The 18,728-nt window shown below is 60.9% G+C and carries 16 protein-coding genes and 1 pseudogene; 8 read left to right on the forward strand and 9 right to left on the reverse strand.

The window, feature by feature from the left end; translation table 11 throughout:
- Positions 1-23: 23 nt before the first annotated feature.
- The 3 genes from AAEZ08_RS02875 to AAEZ08_RS02885 are packed head-to-tail and all read right to left on the reverse strand — an operon-like array spanning position 24 to position 2,440.
- Positions 24-683 carry a response regulator transcription factor gene (locus tag AAEZ08_RS02875; RefSeq protein ID WP_003282552.1) on the reverse strand — a complete coding sequence of 220 codons (660 nt, stop codon included), beginning with the start codon at positions 681-683 and terminating at the stop codon, positions 24-26.
- Positions 680-1,945 (reverse strand): sensor histidine kinase, encoded by a 1,266-nt coding sequence (locus AAEZ08_RS02880; protein WP_058064531.1) that lies wholly within the window; start codon positions 1,943-1,945, stop codon positions 680-682. The genes AAEZ08_RS02875 and AAEZ08_RS02880 overlap by 4 nt, the downstream gene beginning before the upstream one ends.
- A gap of 57 nt (positions 1,946-2,002) precedes the next feature.
- Positions 2,003-2,440, reverse strand: a complete 438-nt coding sequence (locus tag AAEZ08_RS02885) for a cupredoxin domain-containing protein (RefSeq protein ID WP_102820054.1) — start codon at positions 2,438-2,440, stop codon at positions 2,003-2,005.
- Between the two features lie 655 nt (positions 2,441-3,095).
- On the opposite strand from AAEZ08_RS02885, the pseudogene AAEZ08_RS02890 reads away from it, so the two are divergent.
- The 8 genes and pseudogenes from AAEZ08_RS02890 to AAEZ08_RS02925 all read left to right on the forward strand — a co-directional run bounded on the left by AAEZ08_RS02890 (position 3,096) and on the right by AAEZ08_RS02925 (position 10,881).
- Positions 3,096-5,024, forward strand: a pseudogene (locus tag AAEZ08_RS02890) (methyl-accepting chemotaxis protein).
- Positions 5,025-5,166: 142 nt separating this feature from the next.
- On the forward strand, positions 5,167-6,354 hold the full coding sequence (locus AAEZ08_RS02895; RefSeq protein ID WP_500123675.1) for an ABC transporter substrate-binding protein: 1,188 nt from the start codon (positions 5,167-5,169) through the stop codon (positions 6,352-6,354).
- Between the two features lie 20 nt (positions 6,355-6,374).
- A complete protein-coding gene (locus AAEZ08_RS02900) occupies positions 6,375-6,848 on the forward strand; it encodes a tetratricopeptide repeat protein (protein WP_500123693.1) in 474 nt (157 codons plus the stop codon).
- 17 nt (positions 6,849-6,865) lie between these two features.
- Complete coding sequence (locus AAEZ08_RS02905; RefSeq protein ID WP_003282546.1) at positions 6,866-7,837, forward strand: YVTN family beta-propeller repeat protein; 972 nt, start codon at positions 6,866-6,868, stop codon at positions 7,835-7,837.
- Positions 7,834-8,712, forward strand: coding sequence for an ABC transporter ATP-binding protein (locus AAEZ08_RS02910; RefSeq protein WP_003282545.1), 879 nt, complete (start codon positions 7,834-7,836; stop codon positions 8,710-8,712). The genes AAEZ08_RS02905 and AAEZ08_RS02910 overlap by 4 nt, the downstream gene beginning before the upstream one ends.
- Entirely contained in the window at positions 8,709-9,500 is a 792-nt protein-coding gene (locus tag AAEZ08_RS02915; protein ID WP_003282544.1) for an ABC transporter permease, read from the forward strand. Before AAEZ08_RS02910 ends, AAEZ08_RS02915 begins: the two co-directional genes overlap by 4 nt.
- A 102-nt stretch (positions 9,501-9,602) precedes the next feature.
- Positions 9,603-10,166 (forward strand): PQQ-dependent catabolism-associated CXXCW motif protein, encoded by a 564-nt coding sequence (locus AAEZ08_RS02920; RefSeq protein ID WP_102820053.1) that lies wholly within the window; start codon positions 9,603-9,605, stop codon positions 10,164-10,166.
- A gap of 49 nt (positions 10,167-10,215) precedes the next feature.
- Entirely contained in the window at positions 10,216-10,881 is a 666-nt protein-coding gene (locus tag AAEZ08_RS02925) for a response regulator transcription factor (protein ID WP_003282542.1), read from the forward strand.
- Between the two features lie 33 nt (positions 10,882-10,914).
- Here the strand turns inward: AAEZ08_RS02925 and cysG are convergent, their stop codons facing one another.
- From cysG to ftsK, 6 genes are all read right to left on the reverse strand, one after another.
- The gene (gene cysG / locus AAEZ08_RS02930; protein WP_500123676.1) at positions 10,915-12,309 is read right to left on the reverse strand and encodes a siroheme synthase CysG; all 1,395 of its coding nucleotides are present in this window, start codon (positions 12,307-12,309) and stop codon (positions 10,915-10,917) included.
- 122 nt (positions 12,310-12,431) lie between these two features.
- Positions 12,432-13,712 (reverse strand): serine--tRNA ligase, encoded by a 1,281-nt coding sequence (gene serS, locus AAEZ08_RS02935; RefSeq protein WP_003282540.1) that lies wholly within the window; start codon positions 13,710-13,712, stop codon positions 12,432-12,434.
- A gap of 72 nt (positions 13,713-13,784) precedes the next feature.
- On the reverse strand, positions 13,785-14,159 hold the full coding sequence (gene crcB, locus AAEZ08_RS02940) for a fluoride efflux transporter CrcB (protein WP_036991366.1): 375 nt from the start codon (positions 14,157-14,159) through the stop codon (positions 13,785-13,787).
- Positions 14,156-15,481, reverse strand: a complete 1,326-nt coding sequence (locus tag AAEZ08_RS02945; RefSeq protein WP_003282538.1) for a replication-associated recombination protein A — start codon at positions 15,479-15,481, stop codon at positions 14,156-14,158. Before AAEZ08_RS02945 ends, crcB begins: the two co-directional genes overlap by 4 nt.
- 70 nt (positions 15,482-15,551) lie before the next feature.
- Positions 15,552-16,178, reverse strand: a complete 627-nt coding sequence (gene lolA / locus AAEZ08_RS02950) for an outer membrane lipoprotein periplasmic chaperone LolA (RefSeq protein ID WP_058064539.1) — start codon at positions 16,176-16,178, stop codon at positions 15,552-15,554.
- Positions 16,179-16,195: 17 nt separating this feature from the next.
- Positions 16,196-18,649, reverse strand: a complete 2,454-nt coding sequence (gene ftsK / locus AAEZ08_RS02955; protein WP_177333388.1) for a DNA translocase FtsK — start codon at positions 18,647-18,649, stop codon at positions 16,196-16,198.
- Positions 18,650-18,728: the final 79 nt, after the last annotated feature.

Raw genomic sequence — 18,728 nt, forward strand, 5'->3', positions numbered from 1 at the left:
GACCGATGTCGGAATCAGCCTGATCAGGCTTCGCACAGCATGCGCTCGCCGATGCGCAACAACCCCTGATCGATGGCCAAGTGCACCAGTTCGGCCTGGGAGGTGATTTCCAGTTTGTTTTTCAGCAACGCCATATGGTTCGAAACAGTCTTGCTACTGATGCACAGACGCTCGGCAATCTCGCGGTTACCGATTCCGCGGGCGAGCATGATGAAAATCTCCATCTCCCGTGGCGTCATCTCGGCCAGGCGGCCCTTGATCGGCGACTGCGAGGGCCTCTGGCAGGCCAACTCGGTTGCCAGTGGCTGTTCGATGAAGGACTGCCCAGAGAGCACTTTACGTACCGCTTCGACCAGCACGTCCGGCGCGCAGCGCTTGGTCAGGTAACCGGACGCCCCGGCATCCAATGCCTGCCGTACCAACGCCAGTTCATCGTGCATGCTGAAGATCAGCACCGGAAGCAGCGGCAAGCGCTGCCGCAGACGTCGGCAGGTTTCCAGGCCGCTGATCCCGGGCAGGCCCAAGTCGAGAACCACCAGGCTGGGGATGCTCTCCTGCACCTGCAGCAGCGCCTGCTCGCCGCTCGCCGCCTCGCTGACCGTCACCTCGGGGAGCAACGCGGTGAGCAGACTGGCGTAGCCCTGACGTACCACCGCATGGTCATCCACCAATAGGATCTTCATGGTGCTACCTCTTTCAATGCCAGGTTTAGATAGAGCATCCAGCCGCTCCCGGGCCTGTGTTTCAGGCGCAGTCGAGCGCCAAGGCAGCGCGCATGCTCGACCATCGAGCGCAGACCGACCCCTGCCTGCTCGGGCGGGAGACCGTGGCCGTTGTCGCAAAGCAGCAGGCGCAGGCCGTTGCTTTTGCCGCGCAGATGCACCCGCACCCGTGTAGCGCGCGCATGACGGGCTACATTGGTCAGCGCCTCTTGCACCATGCGGTACAAATGAACCTTGGCCTCCATCGACAGCGCGGGAATCGCTCCCTGCAGCCGGACTTCACACGCGATACCTTGCGTGTTCTGCCATTGCTCAGCGAGCTGACCGATAGCATCCTCAAGGTCCAGGTGATCGAGCATGACCGGATAGAGGTCGTGCACCAGCGCGCGAAAGCCGTTCTGCAGGTCAAGGCTGTGTTGCTCAAGATGGGCCGCATTTTCACGCACGGCGTCGGGCTGGTCTGCTTGCACACGCAACAAGCAGACCCGGGCACGGATTCCGGCGAGGTACTGGCCAAGGTCATCATGCAGCGCCTGAGCCAGCCGGGTGCGCTCGCGCTCCTGCAAGGCGAGCAGTGCCTGAGTCAACCGGTCGTTATCTGCCCGAGTGTCCTCAAGCGCAGCAGCCATGTGATTGAAGCGCTCGGCCAATTGGCGGGCTTCGGCAAACCGATGGGACGCTAAGCGGGTATCCAGGCGACCGTCGGCAATACGCACCAGCGCACCCAGCAGCTCGCCCAGCACTCGCATTCCAGGTTGCACGGCCCAGCGAATCGCCAGCAGGCATAGCAGCAGCGCGAAGCCGAACAGCACCAGCAGCTGCAGCAGCGAATCTTTGACCTCTTCGACTTCATCACTCGGATCGACGCTGATCTGCAGACGCTCGCCATTGGGCAGTTGCACCACCGTTGGCGAAACCTGCTCAGCCGGATACAACCAGGCACCGAGCCAGTCATCGAAGGTCGATTCGGCTACGTTTAGCTCGCCTTCCTGCTCCGTCAACCAATGCACGCGAATGTGTCGCAGGCTATTGGTAAGGCCCGGGCGCAAAGACTCGGGATCACGCTCGGCCATTTCACTGAGATAGCCCACCACCGCGGCAGCGGCATTGAGCTCGCGCTGAACGTCATGGCTGGCCTGGCGGATCAGCACCGCAAGGCAAACCAGCGTGACCAGCGCAAAAAACAGCGTGACCAGCAGGTTAATTCGCCAGAGCGCAGACATGTCTCAGATCTCCGGTAGTCAATGGGCCGTCGAGCGGCCTGGGCAATGCAGCAAGCCTCACTTGACTACGAATCGGCCTTCCATTCCCTTGTTCTGCAGGCCCTTGCAGTAGAACGGATAGCTACCTGGCTTGATCGGCAGGAAAAAAATTTCAGCTTCACCGGCATCTTCAAATTCCAGCTCAACCAGGGTGATGGCTTTGATTTCCACCCCGCCCGCCTCGATCTTGCGCAGGAAAATGGATTGGGCGAATTCGGGAGCCTGGAAAGCGCACTCCTTTTGCCCATCGGAACTCACCTTTAGCTGGTAGGCAACGCCAGTTTCCAGCTGGTACTCCTTTTGTGAGACGGCGTAGTCGCTCTCCTCCGAGCCGAACCGCAGGTCTGGCAACGCCTGGGTACGACGAGTGAGATCGCCGGCAGCATGACTCTGATCGAAACCGATCAGGCTACCGATGAGCAGGAGGTTGAGCAGCAGCGCTTTGTAAGTGGGCATGGCGATGGCCTCGTTTATTGTTTTCGGTGGCCCATCCTAAGGCACACCCCGCCGCCCAGCTTCCTACCTTGGTAGCGGCCGATTGCGTTCAGGGTCGCCGCAACCCTGCGGATTTGGTTTGCCCAGAATGCATGTACGTGGTGAGGCAAACCCGCAATCCGTCCCTGAGCGCGGTTCAGCCGCTCGGTAGTGTGGTCCCGCCACAGCGGGCTCGATCAGCAACCCGCCAAAACCAGTACCAAAGTAGCAAGACCAAGGTATCACTCAACAAATCGCGTTGCGGGCCGCCATAACGGTACACGTGATGCCAAATGGACATCGGCCTCCTTCGACTGCACTACGCCAGAGAATCCCGGCGTTCCGCCGTGCACGAACGTAACCAGTTTTCTTGCGCTATTCAGGAGTGGGAACCGTGATGTCTCTTAAATCCATACAACAGCGAATCGCTGTCATCGGCGGACTGTGTCTGCTCACGACAGCCGGAATACTGATCGGCTACAGCGTCTATATCGCCAGTTCGACACAGCAACTGGTTTCGAGCCGCGTCAGCCAGCAGGCCCAGGACGACGCGTTACAAACACTGCAAAACCTCGGCGGGAAGTACGCTGGCGAAATTCGCTCCGAATTTACCGAAGCCCTGGAAGCCGCACGCGGCATGGCGACCACCTTCGCGGTAGCTAAAGCAAACTCGGGCAGCGACGGCCTGCAGATCGGTCGTGATGAGGTCAATTCAATCCTGCTGAACGTGCTCAAGAGCTATCCGGACTTCAACGGCACTTACTCGTGCTGGGAGCCGGATGCAATCGACGGTCAGGATTTCCTCTTTACCGGCGGCCAGAACGGTAACAACGAGCAAACCGGTCGTTTCACGCCCTACTGGACCCGCGGAGCAGACGGCAAGATTGCGGTCCAGCCGCTGGTCGAGTACGACACAATGGACAAGCACCCCAATGGCGTACTCAAAGGCGGCTGGTACATTGGCCCGCGGGAGAACCTCAAGGAAAGCGTGCTCGGCCCACTCCCCTATATCGTGCAGGGCAAGCAGGTGTGGCTAGCGACGCTATCGGTCCCGATCATTGTCGATGGCCGCTTCATGGGCGTAGCGGGCACCGACTACAACCTCGATTTCGTCCAGAAGATCAGCCAGGAAGTTTCCGGCAAGCTGTTCGATGGCCAGGGCGAGGTGGCAATCATCAGTGACCAGGGGCTGATCGTGGCAGAGAGCCGCCATCCGAACCTGATTGGCCAGCATTTCCGACAAGTAATGCCGGGTGACTGGCAGACAGCGCTGAACACCATTCAGAAAGGCCAAGAGCTCGCCCGCATAGACGATAGCGGCATGGTTGTGGTCTTCGCTCCCATCGAGCTAGGCCGCACCGGCAAGCCCTGGTCGATCATGCTGAAGATCGACAAAGAGATCGTGCTGGCCAAGGCGAACGAACTGAAAGCAGAGATGGACGCGCAAAGTAACAAGGGCATGCTTCAACAGATCGGTGCGGGCGTGCTTATTTCGATACTCGCGGTCATTGCACTGTGGATTTCCTCACGGGCGGTCGCACTACCCATCCGCAAGGCCGCTCAGCTTGCCGGGGCGATTCAGAAAGGGGACTTCTCACAACGTCTGGGTCATCAATCGGAAGATGAAGTTGGTCAGCTCTCGGCCAGTCTCGATCGAATGGCGGACAGCCTTCAGGAACAGGTGCATGTGGCCGAGCGGATATCCCAGGGCGATCTGGCGGTAGAAGTCCGCCTGGCATCGGAGCAGGACCAGCTTGGCCTGGCGCTGCGGCGAATGGTCGACAACCTAAACGAGCTGGTGTCCCAGGTGCAGCTGAGCTCCGGGATGATCAACGACAAGGCCGGGCAAGTGACGTCGTTGAGCCAGGATCTTTCCAATGGCGCAACGGAGTCGGCCTCCGCGGTCACCGAGATCAGCGCCACCATCAACCAGATGGCCGCACAGATCCGCCAGACCTCCGAATATTCAGGCGAAGCCAATGCACTATCGCGCAGCTCCGAGCACTCGGCACGCAGCGGCAACGAGCTGATGGTCACGCTTAAAGCCGCTATGCAGGAGATCAATCAGTCCGGTCTTGATATCACCAACATCATCAAGGCGATCGAAGAGATTGCCACGCAAACCAACTTGCTCGCGCTCAACGCAGCCATTGAAGCAGCCCGCGCCGGTGAACATGGCCGAGGATTCGCGGTGGTTGCCGATGAAGTTCGCCAGCTGGCGGCCCGCAGTGCCGAAGCAGCACAGCGCTCTACCCGTCTGATTCAGTAGTCCAACGCGCGGACGATCAAGGGCATGGAGCTCACCGACGACACCGCTCGGGCACTCGAAGCCATCGTCCAGGGTGCAGCGCAGGTCTCGCAGTTGGTGGACGAGATTGCTTCCGCTTCGAGCCAGCAAGCGTCGGGGATCGAGCAGGTCAGCCTGGCTATCAGCCAGATCGATGAGGTCGTCCATCACAACAGCACGAACTCCGAGCAGTCCACGCGAGCTGCGCAGGAACTGACGCAGCAGGCACAGCAGATGATCGTGCAGGTTGGCCGCTTCAAGGTCAGACATTCCCGCTAAAGGTCTGAGGCGGCGCTGGCTCCAGCGCCGCCACGATCCTCTGAGGTTTCTACGACCTTGGTACACAGCGACCGCTACTTTCTGCATATTCCCCCACCCCGCCATGGTTCCTATGCTGCTTACAACGCCACAGGAGCTGCCTATGCGCCATGTATTACGACGAGCCGGTTTCCTGATCGCCCTTGCCTGCGGTACGCCGTTCGCTGCAGCTACAACTAGCGCTGAATTGTCGATACGCATTGGTTATCTCGACTACCGCCCAGATACGGGGCCTGTGCTCTCCAACGTCATTCCCGAGCCTGAAGATGCGGGCCTGCGCGGTGCCGAGCTGGCGATTGCCGACAGCAACAGCACCGGGCGCTTTCTCAAACACAGCTACACGCTCGAAACCGCCACCAGCGAAACATCGGACGAACTGCTGGAGCTGGCTGCCAAGCAATACGCCGATGGCTTGCGCCTGTTCGTGGTCAACGCACCGGCTGCCACGCTCCGACAGCTCGCCACCGCCATGCCGGATAGCCTGCTGATCAATGCCGGCAGTGCCGACGACGCGCTGCGCAGCCAAAACTGCATGGCGAACGTCCTACACACCCTGCCCAGCCGCAGCATGCTTGCCGATGCACTTGGCCAGTTTCTCGCGGTGCGCCGCTGGAACCGGTGGATGCTGATCGTTGGCCCCACTGAAGATGACCAGGCCTATGCCGACGCATTGCGCCGTGCGGCCAAGCGCTTCGGCCACCGCATCGTGGTGGAAAAGCCCTGGAGTTTCGATAACGACCAGCGCCGCAGCGCCCAGGCCGAGATGCCGCTGTTCACCCAAGGCGCCGAATATGACGTGGTGCTGGTAGCCGATGAGCGTGGTGACTTCGGCGAATACGTGCCCTATCACACCTGGCTGCCACGCCCGGTCGCAGGCACTCAGGGCCTGACCGCCACCGGCTGGCACAAAACGGTGGAAACCTACGGTGCCGCCCAGCTGCAGAAACGCTTCGAGACACACGCCCAGCGCTGGATGAATGATCGCGATTTCGCCACGTGGATGGGCGTGCGCAGCTTCGCCGCAGCAATCACCCGCCTGCGCAGCACCGATGCTGTGCAGATCCGCCAGCTGGCGCTCAGCGGTGACCTGCCACTGGACGGTTTCAAGGGGCGCAAGCTGAGCTTTCGCTCGTGGAACGGCCAGTTACGCCAGCCAATTCCTCTAATACATCCACGCGCGCTGGTTTCAAACTCGCCGCAGGATGGCTTTCTGCATCCCACCAGCGAGCTGGACACTCTGGGCTTTGACGCGCCGGAAAGCAGTTGCCGACTGAGCGGGGCCAGTTCGTGAACTACCTTTCGGCCTCCAGTTTGCTGGGCTTGGCAGCCTTCTCGAGCACATTCGCCCACGGCGATGAGCTCGGCTATGAGGCCTATGTCGACAGCCCAAAGCGCATCAAATGCCTGTACGGCTACGTGACAGCGAAGACCGGCAACTTCGAGGCGGCCAAAGCAATTTTCGAGGACTGCGTAGCACGCTGGAACGACGTCTACTCGCTGATATCACTGGCGCAGATGTACGAGAGCGGCAGCGGCGTGGAGCGCGACTTGAGCAAATCCGCCGCACTGCTCAAGCAGGGCGCGGAACAACCGGATGACATCAGCTACGTCAGCCTGGCGCGCTACCACTGGGGGGTCGTATTGGCGGAAGGCCGTGGCGTCACAGCTGACCACACTGCCGCACGCCTCTGGCTGCAACGCGCCGCCGCCGGAGGCCAAGAGGAAGCTGATGAGTACCTGCTGCAACTGGACGAACGCCGCACGGCGACCCCCACAATAAAATAACGACAAGAGAGCCTGACATGACTAGAACTGCCCTTGCCACCGCGATCACCGTTGCTCTCAGCCTTGCCGGCGGAACAGCCGTCGCCGCCACCGCGTACGTCTCCAACGAGAAAGACGACAGCATCAGCGTGATCGATCTGAACAAGATGGAAACGGTCGAGACCCTGCAGGTCGGCATGCGTCCGCGCGGCCTCACCCTCTCCCACGACAACAAGCTGCTGTACATCTGCGCCAGTGACTCGGACACCGTGCAAGTGATGGACCTGGCCACACGGCAGATCATCAAGCAGCTGCCGTCCGGCGCAGACCCGGAGCAGTTCGCCCTGCACCCCAACAACAAATGGCTATACATCTCCAATGAGGACGACGCCCTGGTGACAGTGGTCGATGTCGACAAGGAAGAAGTGCTGGCGCAGATCGATGTCGGCGTCGAGCCCGAAGGCATGGCGGTCAGCCCTGATGGCAAGTGGGCGGTCAACACCAGCGAAACCACCAACATGCTGCACTGGATCGACACGGCCACCAACGAACTGGTGGATAACACCCTGGTCGACCAGCGTCCGCGCCACGTTGAGTTCACCAAGGACAGCAAGCTGCTCTGGGCATCGGCCGAGATCGGCGGCACGGTCAGCGTAGTGGATGTCGACAAGCGCGAGATCCTCAAAACACTGACCTTCAAGATCAAGGGCGTGCACCCGGACAAGGTCCAGCCGGTAGGTATCAAACTCACCTCAGACGGCAAATATGCCTTTGTTGCGCTAGGCCCTGCCAACCACATCGCGGTGGTGGACGCGAAAACTTACGAGGTGCTCGACTATCTGCTGGTGGGCCGGCGCGTCTGGCACATGGCATTCAACCCCGATGAGAGCTTGCTCCTCACAACCAACGGCGTCAGTGGCGACGTATCGGTGATCGATGTAGCCAAGCTGAAGGTCACCAAATCGATCAAGGTAGGCCGTTATCCGTGGGGGGTGGTGGTTACGCCATGAATGCACTTGAGGTTGCCGACGTTGCATTCGCCTACGGTGAGCGCAAGGCACTCGACGGGGTGAACTTCACTGCTGCCAAGGGACGCTTTACTGCGCTGCTGGGCCCCAATGGTGCGGGTAAGTCGACGTTGATCGCGCTGCTCACTCGTCTGTACGACTTGCAGCAGGGCCAGATCAGCATTGCCGGCTTCAGCCTGCGCGATGCCCCACGCAAGGCACTTGTACGTCTGGGCGTGGTATTCCAGCAGAGTACGCTGGACCTGGATCTGACCGTGGAGCAGAACCTGCGCTATCACGCTGCACTGCACGGCATGCCTAGACAGGTGGCATCCGAACGCATCGAACTGGAACTGCAGCGCCAGCAGCTCAGCGAGCGCCGTCGTAGCAAAGTACGGGAACTCAACGGCGGCCATCGCCGGCGCGTGGAGATCGCCCGTGCCCTGCTGCACCGGCCTGATCTGCTGTTGCTCGATGAGGCCAGCGCCGGCCTCGACCCAGCCAGCCGGCAAGCGCTCAACCAGCACGTGCGCATGCTCTGCCAGGAACGGGGCATGAGCGTGCTATGGACTACACACCTGCTCGATGAAGTGCGCGCCGACGATGACCTGCTGGTGCTCAACCGTGGCCGTTTGGTGGCGCAAGGACGCGCTGCGACACTGGTTGCCGAGGGCGAGGACCTGGCCGCGAGCTTTGCACGGCTGACCGGCAACGACGGCCAAAGCAGCGTGAGTGACGCAGGCGATGCACCTCCTCAGCGCGGGGCCACGCCGTTCGCGGTCGAACCCGCTTCCACGGATACAATCATGCCGGAACCCAGGGGTGACGCTGCTCAGCACACGAGCGCGCCCCCTGTTTCCGGGCGGAATAGGTCATGATCACTTACTGGGAATGCCTGCGCGGCATCGTCCTGCGCGAATGGTTGCGCTTCGTACAGCAGCGTTCGCGCTTCTTCAGCGCACTGGTACGCCCGCTGCTCTGGCTGGTGGTGTTCGCCGCCGGCTTTCGCGCAGCGCTTGGTATCGCGATCATCGAACCGTACGAAACCTACATCACCTACGAGACCTACATCGTGCCGGGACTGACCTGCATGATCTTGCTGTTCAACGGTATGCAGGGTTCGCTATCGATGGTCTACGACCGCGAAATGGGCAGCATGCGGGTACTGCTGACCAGTCCGCTGCCGCGCAGTTTCTTGCTGGCTAGCAAGCTGGTGGCCACTGCGCTGATCTCGTTGCTGCAGGTCTATGCGTTTCTCGCCATTGCCTGGTTCTACGGCGTCCAACCGCCACTGCTCGGCCTACTCGTCGCCCTGCCCGCCCTGCTGCTCGTGGCGTTGTTGCTTAGTGCACTGGGCTTGCTGCTGTCCAACGGCATTCGCCAGCTGGAGAACTTCGCCGGGGTGATGAATTTCGTTATTTTCCCGATGTTCTTCCTGTCCTCGGCGCTGTATCCGCTGTGGAAGATGCGAGAAGCCAGCGAGTGGCTGTACTGGATCTGCGCGATCAACCCATTCTCCTACGCCGTGGAACTGGTGCGTCACGCACTCTACCTGCGGCTCGCACCCACTGCGCTGCTGGTTTGCCTCAGTCTGACGTTGCTGTTCAGCGTGCTCGCAGTAATCAGCTTCAACCCGCAACATGCAGCATTGCGCCGCTCGGCATGAGCCAATTGCTACTTTGGTACCGGTTTTACTCTCCATCGTAGGATTTCAAAGACGAGCCCAATGCTCTGTAATCGACCCACCGAAGTGCTAAGGATCAGGATCATGTTCAGGCTGCTGCTGCCATTGCTGATCGCCGCGCTGTCTGGGCTCAGCGAACCGCTGACCGCCATCGCGGATGCACAGCCGGCATTGTTCTCCACCGACGGGTATCGTCAGACGCAGTACCGTAGCCCGACACCGGCCACCGCCGAAGGCGCTAAGACGCTGGATACGTCCTCCCTGCAGAGGTTGTTGGCGCAAACCCCCGATCTGATACTGGTAGACGTATATCGCAGCCAATGGCTGGCAGGGCAATTCATCGACAGTGAGCCGCACGCAAATCTACCGGGCAGCATCTGGTTACCCAATACCGGTGATGGCGATCTGCAACCCGAATGGGCAAGCTACTTCAGCGACAACCTCGCCCGTGTCAGTCAGGGTGATGTCGAACGGCCGCTGGTCTTCTACTGCCGCTCCGACTGCTGGCTCGGCTGGAACGCCACCAAACGCGCCCATGCCTTGGGCTATAAAAGACTGTATTGGTATCGCGACGGGGTAGACGGTTGGGAGCAAGCGGGCCTGCCCTTGCACCCTGCCGCTCCGGAGCCCCTGCCTGGCAGCGAATGATGTCCTGATGAACATGCCCACCATAATCACAACAAAGAGGTGACCGGCCTTGTACAAGATACTGATTGCGGATGACCATCCGCTGTTTCGTGAAGCCATCCATAACGTCATTCGCGACGGCTTTCCCGACAGCGAAATCCTCGAAACTGCCGACCTCGACAGCGCGCTGGCACTGACGCTGGAACATGATGATCTCGATCTGGTGCTGCTGGACCTGAACATGCCCGGCATGCACGGGCTCAATGGCCTGATCAACCTGCGCAACGAAGCACCCACCATCCCCGTGGTAATCGTCTCCGCCGAGCAGGACAAGCAGATCGTGCTGCAGGCAATCACCTATGGCGCCGTCGGTTTCATCACCAAATCCTCGCCGCGGGCACAGATGACCGACGCGATCGAGCAGATCCTCAACGGCAACGTCTACTTGCCCTCGGACATCATTCGTAGCCAGAAGCCCACCAGCCGTCACTCCTACCATAGCGAGCCGTCGATTCCGCCGGAGCTGTTGCAGGCTTTGACCCGCAAGCAACTGCTGGTGCTAGAGCGCATGACCAAGGGTGAATCCAATAAGCAGATCGCCTACAACCTCGATATCGCTGAAACCACCGTAAAGGCGCATGTCTCGGCGATCCTGCGCAAGCTCAACGTGCACAACCGCGTTCAGGCGATCCTTTCTGCCGGCGATATCGATTTCACCGCCTATCTGCGCCGCTGACAACACGGCGCAGGCTGCACGCGAGCGCTCGGTCTACACGCTCGCTTGGGCGCCTTCGAACCAGGCGAGCTTATCCCGCAGCTTCACAACATCACCGACGATGAGCAGTGTCGGTGCCTGCACCTCTTTGTGCGCAATCAGCTTTGCAAGCGTAGCCAGCGTGCCCGTGAACACGCGCTGATTGCTCGTGGTGCCCTGCTGTACCAGCGCGGCCGGCGTATCCGCCGAACGGCCATGGGCAATCAGCTGCTGGCAGATCACCGGCAGCCCCACCAATCCCATATAGAACACCAGCGTCTGGCCCGGCGCCGCCAGTTCAGCCCAAGGCAGGTCACAGCTTCCATCCTTGAGGTGGCCAGTAACGAAGCGCACCGACTGGGCGTGGTCACGATGGGTCAGGGGGATACCCGCATAGGCCGCGCAGCCGCTGGCAGCGGTGATGCCCGGCACTACCTGAAACGGTACACCGTGTGCTGCCAGCTCTTCGATTTCCTCGCCGCCGCGACCGAAGATGAACGGATCGCCGCCCTTGAGACGCAGCACGCGCTTACCTTCCTTCGCCAGGGCAACCAGCTTCTGGTTGATCTGATCCTGCGGCACGGCGTGTTCCGAGCGCTGCTTGCCAACGTAGATGCGGTCGGCGTCGCGGCGACACAGGTCGATGATTGCCGGCGCAACCAAACGGTCGTAGAGCACGACATCGGCCTGCTGCATGAGGCGCAAGGCACGGAACGTCAGCAGATCCGGATCGCCTGGACCGGCGCCAACCAGATAGACCTCACCTAGAGCGCGGGGCGCGGCACCTGCAAGCTTTTCGGCAAGCAGGCGTTCGGCCTCAGCAGTACGTCCAGCCAGGGCCTGTTCGGCGATAGAGCCCTGGAATGTTTCCTCCCAGAACACTCGCCGCTGCTGCACATCAGCAAACTTGGCTTTGACCTGCGCGCGAAATTGTTTGGCCAGCCCCGCCAATTGCCCGTAGGCCGCAGGAATCCACGTCTCGATACGAGCACGGATCAGCCGCGCCAGTACAGGCGCATCGCCCCCGCTGGACACGGCAATCACCAACGGCGAGCGATCGACGATCGCAGGGAAAATTACACTGCACAGGTCTGGCGAATCGACCACGTTGACCGGCATGCCCAGCGCATTTGCATGTTGCGACACCGAGGCGTTCAGCGGCTCGTCATCGGTGGCGGCGATAGCCAGCACACAGCCGCGCATGTCCTGCGGTTCATAACCGCGATCGAGGCATTCGCCTCCCCCCGCCATCACCAGCTCGGCCAGTTGCGCCTCAATGCTTGGCGCCACCACTCGCAGCCGCGCGCCGGCTTCGCTGAGCAAGCGAGCCTTGCGCAAGGCAATCTCGCCGCCACCGACGATCAGCACCGTACGGCCTTTGAGGTTGTGGAACAGCGGAAGGTATTCCATGGGCGAATCCTGGAGGGTGTTGGAGGTATAGGCATCACAGCCATTACGGCCGTGATGCCCCTTGTCGAATATCAAGGATCCGGTCTGATACCAGGACCGCGGTGACGCAGCGCGACGCAACCTCAGCCGATGACTTCGATTCCGCCCATGTATGGCTTCAGTACTTCCGGCACAACTACGCTACCGTCGGCCTGCTGGTAGTTTTCCAACACAGCGACCAATGTACGCCCGACTGCCAGGCCCGAACCGTTGAGCGTGTGCACCAGTTCCGGCTTGCCGGTTTCCGGGTTGCGATAACGCGCCTGCATGCGCCGCGCCTGGAAATCGCCGCAGTTTGAGCAGGAGGAAATCTCGCGGTATTTGTCCTGGCTCGGCACCCAGACTTCCAGGTCATAGGTCTTGGTCGCGCCGAAGCCCATGTCACCGGTGCACAACGACAGCACGCGGTAAGGCAACTCCAGCAGCTGCAGTACCTTCTCGGCATTACCGGTCAGCTCCTCCAGCGCCTCGAAAGACTTGGACGGCTCGACGATCTGCACCATCTCGACCTTGTCGAACTGGTGCTGGCGGATCATGCCGCGGGTATCGCGGCCTGACGCACCGGCCTCGCTACGAAAGCACGGCGTATGGGCGACAAACTTAAGCGGCAACTGTTTGGCATCGAGAATCTCGCCGGCAACGATGTTGGTCAGCGAAACCTCCGCGGTCGGAATCAGGTAGAAATCGGCTTCGCCCTCGCGGCTGATCTTGAACAGATCTTCCTCGAACTTCGGCAGCTGGCCGGTACCCTGCAGCGCGGGCGCCTGTACCAGATACGGCGTGTAGGCCTCTTCATAGCCATGCTCGCGTGTGTGCAGGTCGATCATGAACTGTGCCAGCGCGCGATGCAGGCGTGCGATCGGGCCGCGCATCAGCGCGAAGCGGGCGCCGGACAGCTTGGCAGCGGTCTCGAAGTCCAGCCAACCATGCTGTTCGCCCAAGGCGACATGGTCCTGAACGGCGAATTCAAAGGTCTTCGGCGTGCCCCAGCGGCGAACCTCAACGTTCTCATCCTCATCCGCCCCGACCGGCACAGACTCGTGCGGCATGTTGGGAATGCTCAGCATCAGCTGGTCGAGTTCGGTCTGGATGCGGTCCAGCTCCTGTTTGCCGGATTCGAGTTCCGAGCCCATGCGATCCACGTCGGCGAGCAATGGCGCGATGTCCTCACCACGCTGCTTGGCCTGGCCGATGGACTTGGAGCGCGCGTTGCGCTCTGCCTGAAGTTGTTCGGTGCGGGTCTGCACGGTCTTGCGCTGAGCTTCCAGCGCCTCGATGCGCGCCACGTCCAGCTGGTAGCCACGGGTGGCCAGGCGGGCCGCCACGTCCTGTAGCTGAGTGCGTACCAGTTTCGAATCAAGCATGGTGGGTCTCGTCTGTGAAAGCTTGGATGAAGGGCGAACAGGGAGCGAAGTTTACTGTGAACGGGCGCCGGTTCATAACCTCGCGAGCGTGAGACCGCCCCAGGCTGCCAGCAACCCGCCGAGTACGCTGCCGCCGACGTAAACGAAAGCGGTCGCCAGCTGGCCGCTCTCCAGCAGCCGCAGCGCATCCAGCGAGAAGCTGGAGAAAGTCGTCAGTGCGCCGAGAAAACCGATGATCAATGCGCCGCGCAACTCTGGGGAAATGTCTGGCCGCGCGAGAAAGGTCGCGTAGAGATAGCCGATCAGTAGGCAACCAAGCAGGTTTACGGCCACTGTGGCCAGATAAAAATGCCGAGGCCACTGAGCGCTGACCCAGGTGGCGACAGCAAAACGCAACAGTGTACCGATCACACCGCCGCACGCGACGGCCAAGGCCATACGGATCATCCTTTTCTCCGTTGTTTCGGGCTTTCGCGATCAAGCCTGGCGAGGTGTTCCAGCTTGTCGCGGATTTTGCTTTCCAGCCCACGAGGCACGGGCTGGTAGTAGCGGCGCGGCTGCATGGCTTCAGGGAAGTAATCCTCACCGGCAGCATAAGCATCCGGCTCGTCATGGGCGTAGCGGTACTCGTTGCCGTAACCGAGCTCTTTCATCAACTTGGTCGGCGCATTGCGCAGATGCAGCGGCACCTCCTGCGAGCCACTCTCTGCAACGTCGCGCATGGCTGCTTTGAACGCGGTATAGACAGCGTTGCTTTTCGGCGCGCAGGCGAGATAGACGATGGCCTGCGCTACGGCCAGCTCGCCTTCCGGGCTGCCTAGGCGCTCCTGCACGTCCCATGCATTCAGACATAGAGGTAGCGCGCGCGGGTCGGCATTGCCGATTTCCTCGCTGGCCATGCGCACGACGCGCCGGGCGATATACAGAGGATCGCAGCCGCCATCGAGCATACGCGCGAACCAGTACAGTGCCGCATCCGGATTGGAACCACGTACCGACTTATGCAGGGCGGAAATCTGGTCGTAGAACGCTTCGCCGCCCTTGTCGAAACGTCGTCGACTGTCGCCCAGCAGATCTTGGAGCAGGTCGGTACTGATGCTACCGCCCTCCTCGGCCAGATCCGATGCGTTCTCCAGCAGGTTGAGCAACCGACGGCCATCGCCGTCGGCCGCGGCCAGCAGCATCTGGAAGCTCTCTTCCGGCAGCTCCAGATGCAAGTCACCCAGCCCTTTTGGATCACTTAGCGCGCGCGCGACGAGCTTGCGCAAGGCCGCTTCGTCGAGGCTTTTCAGCACATAGACGCGGGCACGTGAGAGCAAGGCGTTGTTGAGTTCGAAGGAGGGATTCTCGGTGGTCGCGCCGATGAAGATCAGCGTGCCGTCTTCGACGTAAGGCAGGAAGGCGTCCTGCTGGGACTTGTTGAAGCGATGCACTTCATCGACGAACAGGATGGTACGTCGGCCATATTGCGCCGCCTGCTGTTTGGCTATTTCTACCGCCTGACGAATCTCTTTGACCCCGGCGAGCACAGCGGAAACCGTCTCGAAATGGGCATCGGAAACCTTGGCCAGAAGCCGCGCCAAGGTGGTCTTGCCGACCCCGGGCGGCCCCCAGAACACCATCGAATGCAGCGCGCCCTGCTCTAGCGCCTCACGCAAAGGCTTGCCGCGAGCGAGCAAGTGGTCCTGCCCGACGTACTCGTCGAGGCTGGACGCACGTAGACGCGCGGCAAGGGGCTGGGCGACAGGTTCGCGGTTGAACAGGTCCATTGCGGACGGTTACCTCGATTGCAGCGGCCCGCAGCTGCGCAGGCCACCTGATACGAATGTCGGATGACGGTCACTCGGAAATGACATCGGCACCCTCTGGAATGTCGAAGGTGAACAGATCGGCCTTGAGCGGCTGATTCATCTTCACGCCCATGAAGAGGATGTTGGTGCGCTGACCGACGCTGTCGATCAGTTGCATGTCATTGATCACTCCGTTGCGAAATGACAGACGCAGGTTATCGAAAAGCGTGTCCTTGGCTTTAGGCTTGAGCGTGAAGTCCACGACCTCACCGGCCTCCTTGTGGGAAACCTCGAAGTTCTCGCTGATGGTGGAAACGTCGCCGGACAGCAGCAGCGCCGGAGTGTGGGTCAGGCGCTGGTCGAGCTCTTGGATGGTGACCTGCTCGAGATCCGGGTCATACAGCCAGACTTTCTTGCCGTTGGAGACCAGCAGCTGCTCCATCGGCGCGTCGGTGTGCCAGCGGAACTGTCCAGGGCGCTTGAGCGCAAGCTCACCGGAGGTTTCTTGCAGCTGAGTACCGCCGCCATCAAGCGAAAGCTGCGAGAAGCGGCCGGTCAGGGTTTCGGCCTGATTGAGCAAGCCAGTCAGTCGTTGGGTAGACGCAGCCTGGTCGGCGTGAGCCGGGGCCAGGGCGACCATCAGGACAGATGCACACAGCAAACGGATCAATTGCATTTAGCCCTCGAAGCGATTCAATCGCGCATAGGCGGCGGCGCGATGACTTCGCGCGAGCCATTGGTATTCATGGATGTCACCACGCCGGCCATTTCCATGGCCTCGATCATCCGCGCGGCACGGTTGTAGCCAATCTTCAGCTTGCGCTGCACGGCGGAAATCGATGCACGACGGCTTTCAGTGACGAAGCGCACGGCCTCGTCGTACAGCGGATCTTCTTCACTGCCTTCCCCGCTGCCTTCGCCACTGCCGCCATCGAAACCACTGCCGGAGTCTTCCACGCCGACAAGGATCTCCTCAATGTAGTCGGGTGCGCCCCGGGCCTTCCAGGCCTCAACCACTCGATGTACCTCTTCGTCGGAAACGAAGGCGCCGTGTACACGAATCGGCAAACCGGTACCCGGCGGCAGATAGAGCATGTCGCCGTGACCAAGCAATTGTTCGGCACCACCTTGATCGAGGATGGTGCGCGAATCGATTTTGCTCGATACCTGGAACGCCATACGGGTAGGGATGTTGGCCTTGATCAGGCCGGTAATCACGTCCACCGACGGGCGCTGCGTGGCGAGGATCAGGTGGATGCCGGCCGCGCGCGCTTTCTGCGCGATACGGGCGATCAGCTCTTCGACCTTCTTGCCGACGATCATCATCATGTCGGCAAATTCGTCCACCACCACAACGATGGTCGGCAGCGTCTTCAGCGGTGGCGGTTGGTCGTCCATGCTTTCGCGACGGAACAGCGGATCGGTCAGCGGTGTGCCGGCTTCTTCGGCGTCCTTGACCTTGCGATTGAAGCCCGCGAGGTTACGCACGCCCATCGCCGCCATCAGTTTGTAACGGCGCTCCATCTCGGCGACGCTCCAACGCAGGGCGTTGGCGGCCTCTTTCATGTCGGTAACGACCGGGCAGAGCAGGTGCGGAATACCTTCGTAGATCGACAGCTCGAGCATCTTCGGGTCGATCATGATAAGCCGCGCCTCTTCTGGCGTGGACTTGAACAGGATCGAAAGAATCATCGCGTTGACGCCCACCGACTTACCGGAGCCGGTCGTACCGGCCACCAGCAGGTGCGGCATCTTCGCGAGGTCGGCGATAACCGGCTTGCCGCCGATATCGTGGCCCAGAGCAATGGTGACCGGCGATTTGGCGTCGTCATAAGGCGCAGAAGAAAGGACCTCGGAGAAGCGCACGATCTGGCGATCCTCGTTGGGAATCTCGATACCTACGGTGGTCTTGCCCGGAATGACTTCGACCACACGTACACTGATCACCGCCAAGGAGCGCGCAAGATCCTTCGCCAGATTGGAAATGCGGCTGACCTTGACGCCTGCCGCGGGCTGGATCTCAAACCGGGTAATGACTGGGCCTGGATGAACGGACTCGACGATGACCTCGACGCCAAACTCCTTGAGCTTGATCTCCAGTAGCCGCGACATTGCCTCCAACGATTCCGGCGAGTATTGCTTTTGCTGCTTTTCCGCGGCATCGAGCAAGGAAATCGGAGGAAGGCTGCCCTCGATCAGCGGATCGACGAACAGCGTAGCCTGCTTCTCTTTGAGCACACGCTTGCTCGGCTCGGCCGCCTTGGGCGGAGCAGGCGGCGCGATAACCGGCGCCACACGCTTGTCACGTTCGCTCATGTGCTTGGCCAGGGATTCATCGCGCTCGATGATGCGCTCCTTGACCTTGGCCTGCTCACGACGGTCACGCACCATGGGCGCTGCCACCTCACTTACCACGTCGTCCACTTCACGGAGCTGGGCAACCATCTGCTTGCGCTCCGCCCGGGCATTCCACCAGCGGCTGAAGACGCTTTGGATGAGTTCTATCAGATCGAGCGTGATCTTGCCGGTGATATCCATCACCTTGAACCAGGACAAGTCCGTAAAAACGGTCAAGCCAAACAGGAAGAACGCCAACAGCGCCAGGGTACTGCCCTGCACGTTGAGCGAAAGTACGGCTAACTGCCCGAGACTTTCACCGAGCGCACCACCGGCCGAAGCGGGCAGACCGGCGGCAGACTGGAAATGGATGTACGCCAAAGCCGAGCCGGACAGGATCAGGAACACCAGCCCGATCAAGCGCCAGGAAAACAGCCAACCGTTCCACGCCCAGGCCTGATGCCGCGCGCGAAACACCTGCCAGGTTTTGACGCCCAGCAACAGCGGGAACAGGTAAGCGAAATAACCGAGCGCCATGAACAGAACGTCGGCAAACCAGGCGCCAGCGCGCCCCGCAGCATTGCGGACCTGATCGACATTACTCGTATGCGTCCAGCCGGGGTCGCCCGGATCGTAGGTCAGCAGAGCCATCCACAGATAGACGCAGAGCGCACCGAGCGCAATCAACGCGCCTTCCTTGAGGCGATAGTGCAGTTGTTGTCGCCAGACAGTTGCCGGCGCGGGAGATGAGGAATTCTTCAAAACGCTTTCTTTCCTGCGCCTGCGGCGCGATGAACCGTAGTCAGCCAGAACCCTGGCATTGTACGGGTTTGTCGATTCGATGGCATGCGGGTTCCGCGGCGGCTTGGGCTTTTGCCAATGCTTCGGT

Origin of the sequence: Pseudomonas sp. E45-MNA-CIBAN-0222 (assembly GCF_040310405.1) — a bacterium.
Classification (GTDB): domain Bacteria; phylum Pseudomonadota; class Gammaproteobacteria; order Pseudomonadales; family Pseudomonadaceae; genus Stutzerimonas; species Stutzerimonas stutzeri_AC.